This is a genomic window from Vibrio sp. D173a, from assembly GCF_030248475.1.
In genome coordinates, this window is sequence record NZ_JAHGAH010000214.1 from 18,834 (window position 1) to 31,015 (window position 12,182).

At 45.8% G+C, this 12,182-nt stretch carries 2 protein-coding genes; both read right to left on the bottom strand.

Annotated features, from left to right (window positions below; translation table 11 throughout):
* Window positions 1–9 precede the first annotated feature (9 nt).
* Window positions 10–11,325 carry a hypothetical protein gene (locus KIV40_RS20250; RefSeq protein ID WP_375164872.1) on the bottom strand — a complete coding sequence of 3,772 codons (11,316 nt, stop codon included), beginning with the start codon at window positions 11,323–11,325 and terminating at the stop codon, window positions 10–12.
* Window positions 11,326–11,467: 142 nt separating this feature from the next.
* On the bottom strand, window positions 11,468–11,959 hold the full coding sequence (locus tag KIV40_RS20255) for a DM13 domain-containing protein (protein ID WP_011999414.1): 492 nt from the start codon (window positions 11,957–11,959) through the stop codon (window positions 11,468–11,470).
* Window positions 11,960–12,182 lie beyond the last annotated feature (223 nt).

The window sequence follows — 12,182 nt, forward strand, 5'->3', positions numbered from 1 at the left end:
TGCGAACGGTTAATCATCCCCACTGCTTTGAATACTGAAGTTAAATTTCGTCAGTTTGTTTGGTGTGATTCGGCGTACTTTCGGGTTCTCACTGACTACCGTCATGCCTGTCGGTAGCGAGTCTGTATCGACTTTGACCAAGAACTGCTTACCTTTTTTATTCAACACCCACTGATCTGGAACGTGGTATCGACCATATTGGTCTGTCTCGATAATGATGCCTTCGACCGTTAACAGTCGAGCGCCTGGGATACCGTCTTCGTAAAGCCCTTTGTTCTCTACGATGATTTCCCATAGGTACATATCCCCATCACGGTAGAGGTTTCTCACCACGTCGATGTTCTCTGCCGACAGACCTTTTTTCTTATCTCCTTTGTGCTTGGTAATCGCGTTACCTTGCTTATCGAACTCAATGTGCGTGCCGTTATCCGTCGTCACCTTGAAAGGGAAACCTTGGCGAGTTCGAGTATTAAACTGGAACACCACTTTGTTGCTGTGTTCGAGGGTACGGTTACGAGACAGGCCGAACAGCTCATCGACTTCATAGCCTTTGCCCACACTAGACATAACAACGTCTTGGCCTTTGTGTTTCACCTTCACATCTTTAAGTTGGGTTTCAACACCATCTTGAGTAATAAAGGTTGAGCCCGGTACGTAATCGCCCGCGGCAAGGTCTACATCAATGTAAATGTCATCTGCCGTTGCGTCTGCTTGGAAACCGTCACCGTTGTGATCTTCGAACACCTTGCCGATGATCGAAGCGGTGTCGAATACCTTGTCTGGCATGACCTCAACCGTTGCACTGGCGAGGTTAGACTTCACAACGTAGTTGGTCGTGGTGTTTTGTGCCGAGAAGCTTTCTGCCGGTGGCGCTTCGGCCCATGCTGTGTTGGTGTAAACGCCAAAGGTAGCACCAACGCTTACACGCATTAGGTAACGGATACGAACAGCATCAGCGGTTTTCGAATCGCCCTTGCCGTAAATATTCATGTCGCCAACTTCGAAGAAAAGTTGATTGGTCTTCGTTGGTTCTACGGTGATTTGAATATCATCTGAGGTATCAAATACGCCATCAGGACCACTGTTAACCATCTCGGTCGAGTCTGGGATGTAAATAAAGCCACCCGGATAGCGGTCAACCAAACGTAAACCCTTGAATGGGTTGTCGTTTTCATTGGTAATCACGACTTCGTATTCGACAACTTCACCGACGCTTGCCTCTGACTTGCTCGCTACCTTGGTCACTTTCAGCATGCCTTCGTTGTAAGCTTGCTTCTTCACCTTAATCGTGACGTTGGCGGACGCGACTTCACCTGTCGATGCTTTCGCGGTAAAGACGTTCGTAAAGTTGTCATCAATGCCTTGGTTGATTTCACCCGTCACTACGATTTCGTATTCATTACCTTGGTACGCCTTCATCGTGTGGTTTGAATCGACGTTGCTATCTGAATCGAAAGAAACCACCACACCAGACTTAAGCTCAGTGATGGTCGCTTTCCATGTAGTGAACAATGGATTGCCGTTGTTACCAATAAGCTTGTCGATTTCATCCAACAGGTTGACACTTTCTGCATCCGCAGAGCCTCGGTTGGTCGCCGTCATTGTGAAGGTAATTTCATCGTCGTCGTTGGTGTATTCCGCTTTATCTGCCACCTTGGTCACCGACAAAATGATCGGCAATGGTTTAATAGTTGCGAAGTCATCCGCCAGAACATCGCTTTCTGACTTATCGAAGGCATACGCGTGGTTGGTGATTTCTCCCATCGCATCCGCGTTGACGACACCTGTGATTTCAATGTCCAACTTATCGTTTGGCGCAATAATCACACGGCTATTCACGTCCAGATTGTCGCCCTGAATTTGTGGCAAGACGATGGTGCGATCGTCACTGTATGAGCTTGTCATGCTCCAACTGGTAAACGCTGGCGCTTCGGTGTCATGAATCGTATTCACCTTCAACTCTGAGATAAGATCTTTAAGCACTATCTCTTCGGTAAACGAGCCAGATTCATTACTTAACACCACGTGGTAAGTGACGTTTTCACCCGGACGGTAGTACTCATCATCAACGGTCTTCTCTAGCTTGACCGACTCTGGCATCGCTAATAGCATCGCGCTTGCTTCTTGTGTTTCACCACGGAACAACGCACTTGCCGTGTTCTCAATCTCGCCCGTTGCGTATTGATTCACCAAACCAGTGATGACGAACTCCACTTCATCATTCGCTGCAATCGTCAGCGTTGAATCAATGTTCGTATTTACACTCGGAATGTTAGTGATATCAGTATCTGAACTGCCCTTATTGACTTCGATACGCCAAGAGTCGAACGCTTTTACTATGGTTCCATCCAAACGAAACACTTCTAAGTCACTGATGGCATCTTTCGCTTCTACGCCAGTTGCCGGAACGGTTCCCTCGTTCTTCACTTTGACGCGAAAGGTGGCTTCTTTGCCCGGAATGTAATACTCGGTGTCCGCCGTTTTCTCGATTGAGATACCTTGCGACTGAGGTTGAATGGTCGCGCTCGATTGCTGCACAGTGCCATTCAAGTCCGCAATAGCCGTGTTGGTGATTTCACTCGCTGCTAATGGGTTTGTTTTCACTGTAATGGTGAACTCAACAATATCGTGAGGCGCAATATCGATCACTGAGCGAATGTCTTGATTATCGATAGGCATTGGTGTGATCGTGGTACGACTGTCCGTGTTGGTCGTTTTAATCGTCCAACTTTCAAACGCTCGCTCATTAACACCGTAGATGTTGGTCGCTTTGATGCCCGATAGGATGTCACCCAGTTCGATGTCGTTATCGAAACCATCGGTGCCGTTGTAAACACGAACATGGAACACCGCTTCCTCACCCGGAATATAGTTTGGTGACTCTGCGGTTTTCTCAATCCAAACTTCTTCAGGTAAGCTTTCTAGCGTTGCGGTTGCATCGAGGGTTGCTCCACCAAACTCTGCCGTTGCGGTATTCACGATGTTTGCAACCGCGCTACTGTTCACCGTACCTGTGATGGCAAATTCAACCGTGTCGCCTGGTGCGATATCAAGGTTGGTAGAAATATCACCATTTGGCCCCGGCACCGTTTCAATGTCAGTGCGCGGGTCACCCTTGCTCGTAACAATCGTCCAATCATTTAACGCTGGCTCCATTGCACCACCAGAGGTTTCCACTTCAAGTGACGAAATGATGTCGTCGACTTTTACATCTGCCGCAAAACCGGAACCATTGTTGGTCACTTTGATACGAAATGTAGAGAACTGCCCCGGCTGGTAATAACGCTCGTCGGTCGTTTTCTCTAGAACGATATCGCCCGGACGCGGTTTCAAGGTTGCTGTTGCCGTTACGTCTTTACTGTTGTGATTCAACGTTGCGGTGTTAACAATGTCGCCCGTCGCTTCCGTATTGACTAAGCCAATAACGTAAAGGGTGATGGTGTCGTTAGGTGCGAGGTCGATGTTGTAACCGATATCCTTGTCGACAATGAACGAGTTAGCATCGACTGTGGTCAGTGAACTGCCCGTAACATACTGAACCGCCCATTGTAGAAAGGCTTGGTTCGCCGAACCATCAATGGTGTTCACGGTAAGCGCACCAATTTCATCTCTTAGGTTGATGTCATTCGCGTAGCTGTTGCCTTCGTTGACAATTTTCAGGATGTAACCCGCCGCTTGGTTAGGGCTGTAAAACTCTACCATTGGCTCTTTGGTGAAGGTTAAATCTGGGATCTTTGCCGTACTGGTGACTTCGGCTGTCTTGGTCGTACCGTTATAATCCACCGCAACTTGGTTGGTGACATCTCCTACCACTTCAGGATCTAGCTCCCCTTCTACGCTCAGAGTCACAACGTCATTTGGACCAATATCCAAACTGCCGTCTATGAACTCCCCCGTCGCCGACGGGAACTTGGTTTCTCCCGTTTGTGAAGATGCATTGAAGAAGATGGTGCCAGATTCAAACGCTTTTACTGTCGCGTCAGTAATACTGGTCGAGGTGATATCGTTTACAAAATCTTTGACTTGAACGTCATTCGCCCAGTTGGCTGTGGTGTTCTCAATCTTGATGGTATAAGTCAGCGTATCGCCTGATTCATATTGGCTCTTATCGACCATCTTCTCGACGGTCAAATCAGCAGTAGCCGCCTTATAGGTCGCAGCCGCTGTTTGTGAACCGCTTGAATCGCTCACTTCCACTACGTTGGTGATAGCGCCAACAAGGTCCGCTTTTACAACACCTTCAACATGAAGTTTCACTGTGTGGTCTGGATGGATGTTGTAGCGAATCTGATAACCATTGTCACCAGTCACCTCAGAGCCCGCGATTGGTTGAGTAAACGTTGGATCTATACCATCAACACTCACTGATGTTGCAGACCAAGAATCAAACGCACGCACAGGTAATGTCGCACCTGCTTTCTCAGCACGAATCGTCTTCCAAAGATCTGAAATCACAACGTCGGTCGCATAACCTGTACCAATATTTTTCACTTCAATATCGAAGCCAATGGTATCGCCAGGATGGTAAATCGCAGGAGTGATTGAGGTGACCTTGGTTACTTCGAGACTTCCTGGCTCTGGAACAATGACTTTTTCTTTGAGGTTGTAGGTAAAGTAATTGGTTCCTGAGTTCAGTTTGCCTTGTAGTTGGTTTGTAAACTCACCAACCGCATCATCACGAACGTGGCCCTCAACTGTGATTAAGATTTCCGTGTAAGTATCATCTGCGGCTTTCCCGCCCATCTGAACGGTCACATCAATATCTGTGTTTGGAGCAATAGAATTAAGATTACTGATGTCTGTATAAGCAGGGTTGCCATCAGTAATCACTTGAGCACTGACTGTCCAATCCTTCAGAGCAACTTGCTCAGAGCCATCAGCCACTTCAACTTTGTAGTCAGAAATAATGTCTCGGATATCAATCAGCTCATTATTTGCCGTCTCGTTACGAACACGCATTTGATAGTGGATTTCAGAACCCGGCGTGTAGGTTGGTGTATCTGTTGATTTTTGTGCGATAAGGCTCGACGTACCAGGGTCTAAAACGACGGCGTTACTATCAACACCATTGACTTTAGCCACGTTGGTAATCGTCCCCGTCGCATCCGCTGCTACTGTACCGTCAATTTCAAACACAACGGTGTCGCCTGGCATCAAATCGAACGCAGCATTCAGTGGTACGGTTCCTTGGTAGTTACCCGTAATTGAGAATCGTTCTGCATCCGGTGCACTCACGATCGCAACGCCGTAATCTTTGAACGCAGGCTTACCATCGGATGTATCAATGCTGTTCAGTTCATCAACAATCGTCGCGCCATTAGTAATACTCTCACCCACGTTGGTCACGCTAACTTGGTATTGAACTTGACCGTTCGGGTTGTAGTTACAGTCTGTGCCAGTCGTTGATGGGAAGGTACATGTACCACTGTCTGCGGTTGTATTCAGAACTGCTTTTTCAAAGTCCAATACTGGCACTCCTGGCGGAATGACATCTGTTGTATCACTGTGATTGCCCGCTTTACCCGTGTTGCCATCAATATCACCTAGCGCATCTGGGCGAACCTTACCTGTAACCGTAAACTCAATAACTTCTTCTGGAGCAATATCAACGAGTAGGTCAAGATCGTCTGTCGCATCGTAAGGTTCAACGTAGGTGTCCTGCGTTCCTATCGTACCCGTAGAAGTGAAAACATGTGAAATGTTCGTCTCAGAAAATGCAGACTTAGTTGTACCGCCAATTACCTCAACACGAACATTAGAAACGATATCTTGAATAACCGTTTGATCTCGCCACACAGGCTCCGTATTGGTCACGGTGAACTTATAGATCACCTCATCTTCAGGTTTGTAGGTGTCACCGGATACATAAGATTTTCCATCAATAGAGACAATTTCTTTACTGACTGAAAGGTTGCTACCCTCTGGCGTTACTTTTGCTGAATGAAAATTGCTGCCATTGTATTTTGCTGTCGCAACAATTTGGTCAAGAGCGTCTTGGCGGATCTGTGACTCCATCACAAAGTCAATCCAACCACCAGGCGCAATCGACAGCGTAGAGATATCAATGTCCGTATTTGGACCACCAGTATATCCATCAATCAACGTGGTCGCTTCGCCAGAAGTTGTTGCGGTAACTGTCCATCCATACTGACCAAATGCTGGCAGAGTTTGAGAATCCGATTCGCCCGCGGCGTTTTGCGCGACACGCACTCTGACATTAGAGAACAGCTCTTTCAGTGATTTGTTGTACTCCAAGCCCTTACCATTGTTCTCAATCCGCAGGTGGTAGACGATCTTCTCGCTGTCAGTCGTATGGTTGTATGTGGTCTTGTGTGTAGCAAGCGTTGTATCTGTATACGCTTTATGCGTTTTAGAGATACTTGCTGGCAGCATACTCACTGGCTCGGATGGTAAGTTATGGTTGTTATCAACGACCGCAACGTTCAGGATTTGCCCTACTGCTTGCTCGCTGATCTTCGCTTTAATGGTGTATTTAACAAAGGTGCCACCAGCAACAAACTCGTTTGCTGCAAGATCGAAGCTAGTATCAATGTCAGCATTGTTGACGACTTTACCGGCATTGCTGATCGTACTAGCATCGACGCTGGTCGTTATCGTCCATGAATCAAATGCACGCCCTTTAACACCGCCAAAATAGTCAGTTTTAATTTTGCTGATTTCATCTTTAATTGGCATCTGCTTGATGTGAACATTGTTCAGGTTCTTCAATAAGATTTCGTATTCGATGTAACCACCAGGCGTGTACCCACCGCTTAACTCGGTTGTGCCATCCTGATCGTAGATTTTGGTGACATGTTTAGAGAAGTCGTACTTCTCTGCAGAGGCTTTGGTCTCCGCACTGACCGTATCGCCATCAACCGTTAGTAAGTTCAGAATGTTGCCCACTGCGTTATCATTGACTTTTGCAGTCACGACATACTCAATCTTGGTCCCCGTTGGGATGGAGGCGTGGGTATCGATATCGACGTTATCCGCAATTTTGCCATCGAGATCTAAAATCGCTTTACTGCTGCCACTTACAATGCGTGGCGCCACCGTCCAACCTGAATCAAATGCCTTATCATTAGTTCCATCAATAAGGTCAACTTTAATCTCAGACAGTCGATCAATCACCGGAATGTTATAAGCGTTACCTTTACCATCGTTTTCAATTGTTAAGCGGTAAACGAGCGGTTCCCCTGGCTCATAGCTTACTTGGTCAACGGTTTTACCAAACGAAAGGTGGTAGCTATTTGGAACGACAGTAATGCCGCCAATCGTAATCGTACCGACCGCATCTTCACGGGCTACCCCCTCAACCTGATAGGTAACGGAGTCGCCACCTGCTACATCGATTGTGGTCGTAATGTTTTGGTTGTCTGCAACCGTGCCGTCCAAGGCGCCATCTGTCGTACCATTTCCGCCGTTAGTATCGTCTTTGCTGACATCAACGCTAAAGCCTGCTGAAAACGGGGTTGCAGTGGTACCATCAAGAAGCTGAGTCGTTACACCTGTGATGTTTTCGTTTACACCGTGGTCATTCACGTACCCCGTTTGCGAGGAGATAGTAACTTGGTAGGTAAGCGTATCACCCGGTGAATAGAAGTTGGATTCCACACCGTTAACCAGTAACTTTCTAACGACATCGCCGCCGTTGTACGCACGCTCCATCTCATGGTGGGACACGTGAGACCCTTCGGTCACTTGACCAAAGTCACGATACACATAAGCATCATTTTCAATTTTGTTGTTCAGGTTCCCCATTGAGTCTTGAGAACCGATGACATTATCTTTAACTCGCGCTTTGATTCGGAAAGTACGAAGTTCGCCAGCCTCAAGTGTCATTGTGTTAGACGCGTCACCCGGTGGGTAGATGAAATCATCATTCGTTTTTGGCTGGAAACCAGCGCCATCATCGTAATCAAACTGCCAGTATTCAAATGGCTTCTGGTTTGGGTAGTCTGCGTAGTGGTTATCTTTTTTGTTAGCGAGGACCGATCGAATTTCATTCAATAAATCGACAACTTTTAGACCAACTTCTGGGTTAGCACCGTTGTTTAGGACACGAATTTCATAGGTCACATCATCGCCAGGGATAAAGCGGACTTTATCGGCGTTCTTCAAAATTGAAACGTTGAGTGAATCCCCCGTCTTACTACCAATTTGTGCAGAGGATGATTGATTTAGATTGGTTGAAGGATCATATATCTCTGCCGTATTAGAGATTTCATCTTCAACATAGTCGTCTTTAACTTTACCGCTAATGGTATAAACAACAGCACCTTCTGCTCCATTGATTCGAGGATCTAGATCAATGTAGCTATTGATGTTGCCATCATTTGGGAAGCCAGATTTTTCGCCTTCATAACTACCCGTTTTAAAAGGAGAGTTATTCGAGTCAGTAGACGCTGTAATTGTCCATTCTGAGAATGCATTTAGGCCGATAATATCGTCTGTCACATGCACTTCGTTGGCATAACCTGGGCCCGTGTTCAAAATTGTGACATTGAAGCTCACCCATTGACCTGGAACAAACGCATTATCGGGCGTGGTCTTAGCAACAATCACTTTCGGGTCGTGAGGATAAACCACGACCGTGTCAGAAGCTGAGTTCTGAATGCTTGAGTCTGGTGTTTTTATTTCCGCAGTATTATCAAACCGAGTAAACAGGATTTCATCTTCGTTAGTTCGGTCGATTTGCGCAACGATCGTGTACAGCACTTCAACGTTTGGTGGGATCTGAGCGTTGGTATGTAAGTCTGTATTATCAGCGAACGTGCCGACATATGTATAAGCTGGATTCCCGTTGAGTATAGAATCATCAGAGATAATCTCGGCGCTGATCGTCCAAGATTTGAATACCGCTTTCGTTTTTCCATCCGGCTCTAAAACGCCCGCAGTAATCGTTGATAATACATCTTTCACCGCAACGTTTGTCGCAAAACCGTTTTCTTTGTCGTTTTTAAGGCTGATTTGGTAAGTCACCTCAGTATCAAGCTTAGAGTACGCGGTTTGATCACCATGGAAACCTTTATCGGTATTGGTCTTAACGCGCTTATTAAGCTCGATGGCAAAGTCACGCGGGTCGGAGCCGCGGTCAGCATAAACAGAGCCATCCACTGTCACTTCATTAGAAATGTGGCCATTTGCAAGAGGATCTGTCTTTGCAACTATGGTGTATTCGATATAAGAATGAGGCTCAAGTGTCGCGATAACATTCAAATTATTAGGATAATTCACTTCACCCGAGATATCGGTATCAGAAGCGGTCGCAGCAGTGCCATCATCTTTAAAAGCCGCAGCCGTAATCTTCCAATCCGAGTATGCTTCGATATCACCGCCATAAATGTCTTTTGTTGTTACTGAATGGAGGTCATCTAAAACCTGAACGTGGTTTGCAAAACCATCGCCATCGTTGGTCACTGTGATGGTGTAAGTCAGCGCCTGCCCTGAAGAGTAGAAACGGCTGTCGACATCTTTACTTGCACGTAAGTTATCGTCTGGGGTTTGAACACCCGATCCCTCTTCTGTGACATTATCGTTAGAACAACTTGGGTTGTTATCAAGAATTAAGCCCGTGCTAGTATCATTCGTTTTGGCCGTCAGTTTGTATCTGATGGTTTTACCCGGCGCGATATCTGGCGTAAGCGAAAGCGGACTGGACATCCAAGTTCCATAGCTAAAAGATCCCGGATCCGAACCTATCGAGTCCTCACCAGAAATGACGTCTACTTTCCACTTTTCAAAAGCCTGGCCATCCCCAGCACCACCCGCTTGCTCAGTAATCACACATGTTAAGTTATCTTGGACCAGAAGGTTGTTCGCGAAGTACTTTGAAGAGCCATTGGTGACAGTAATTTCATACTCAATTTCTCCACCAGGTACATATTCAGACGCTGATGTGGTCTTCGTAATTGAAATATCTGAGTCCGTTACGGTTAACACTTTTTCTGTATCAACCGTGCTGGAGATTGTCGAGTTTTGTACCAATGAACCTGATTCATCCGTGACTGAAGCCATAAAACCTTGCAAAGTGCCGATGGTAATCGAGGTTAAAGTTGCTTTAATTTGATAGGTGATTGACTCACCTGGGTAGATAGAAACGGTATCGTCGAAACCCACATCCGTTTGTGGGCTACCTTGGTAATCTGAGAGTGAGTTACTGCCGATGCCTGAAACCGTGATCCTCCAAGTAGCAAATGGATTCCCATCTACATCGGTGTTGTTGTATGAAGGAGATAAGTTGTTGGCGAGACCATTACTACTAACTAAATCGTTAATATTCTGTTTTACGTGGTAATTATGAGCAATTGCGCCACCGTTGTTCGTCACCTTCAACTCAAAATCGACCTCACCATTAATCAAATATGGCGACGTTGAGTTGATTGTATGCTCGAGTTCGATATCAGGATCTGCCGGAGGGGTAGAAAGCGCATTACTGTCGACATTTCCGGCACGAGTAGTGGAAGTCGCTTGAGTATCGTTGTTGGAGAGCAGATCGGATGCAACCGTCGCGGTGATAGTGTAAGTGATGTAGCCACCTACAGAGATCTCCGCGTCAGTGACAGATAAATCGCCAGTAGTCACAAACGTACCCGCATCACTGCCAGACGAAGCTACCGCGCTGATCGTAACGTTACTAAATGCATTCCCTGTCGAACCATCGAGCTTTTGTCCTACGAGAGACGCAAAGTCTTGCTCAATATCTAAACCTTTAACAGCATAACTGCCATTGTTGGTTGCGGTTAAAGAGTAAGTGAGCGTGCCACCGACGTTATATTCCTCCGGGGATACAAAAGCATCGAGAGTATAATTATATTCAGCAGGTTCGAAGATAACGGTATCAGTATTGGTAAACGTGGTTTCTGTGCCAGAAACCGTCCCTTTTACTTCGGTACCGCCCAGCGTAATGCTCTCCGCCGCATCGTCAGAAACCCTTGCTTCTATTTGATAGGTAATACGACCAAATGGCAGTAAGTTCGCTACAGTAACACTGAGGTTACTGTCACTTGAAGTATAAGAGCCAGGGTCTGTGCCTAATGTATGAGAATCCGATATGGTCAAACTACTGAAAGCTCTATTCGAACCAGACATTACATCCCAAATCGCATTGGTCACGGAGACATCACTGATAGTGCTCGCTGTCGTATTTTTTACTTCAACAGAATACGTAATGACGGCACCGTTTTCATAAGGTAACCCAATAGTGGGACTGGTAGATATAACGATTTCACCTGCCGCCAAAGCTTGAACAGGAAATAAAACCATCAGTAAGAATAGGGCTAGATAACGTTGAACAATTGGCACAATACTTTTCCAACTCATACAAAATATTAATTATTCATCTATTTATGACAAAGCTAACGATAGCGTAAAAAACAAAGCGCCGAGATATTGGCGATAGAGGATTTTGCTTTGTCACGTTTCTGTCATTTTTAATGCGACATCCGTTAAAACTTTTTGACAGTCAGTTCTGATTCAGTTTTGCGACAGATTCGAGCTTCGCGGAGGTAATAAACTCACCAAATGTTTCACACCAAACAATAACGGTCGTGTAGTTGTCCAAAGGCAGATCTTGAGGAAAAGTGACCATAAAACGGTCAAATGTTTTCACGTCACCGACATTAATCATTTGCGCCTTCAATCGATTGAAATCGGCTTCCGTTTCAACAAATGTTGGAGAGAGATACACTCTATAATCCGGACCAGGAGCTAGCTCACCTTGAAACGCAATGGTGTCCTCAGTTAACCAAATCTCGCCTTCACCCCAGTGCAAGAAATCACTGTCAATTCGATTACGATCGAAAGTCCCTTGGTACAACACACCTTGAGTAGATTTGGAGATAACAGAAATATCCGGGGAGTCCGGTTGGATAAGAATAGGTAGGGCGTAAATACCCGCAGAAAAACCAGCCAAAACACATAACGTATGGCTTCCAAGGAACAAAATCCATTTCATAATTATTTACCTAGCTTTAGCTATTTATTGTTGTATAACAATTAGTTCATATTTCTCATAAAATAGTTCATATTTCTCATAAAATCATGGTGTTAAAATGAATTTATTAGCCGGAAAAGTATTTTCGTAATGAATATCACAAAATGCGGGGTAGATTAGGGAGGAGAACCAAGATAGCTACTTAAGACGCACTCTACCGCATCGAGTATACCCGTGATCATTG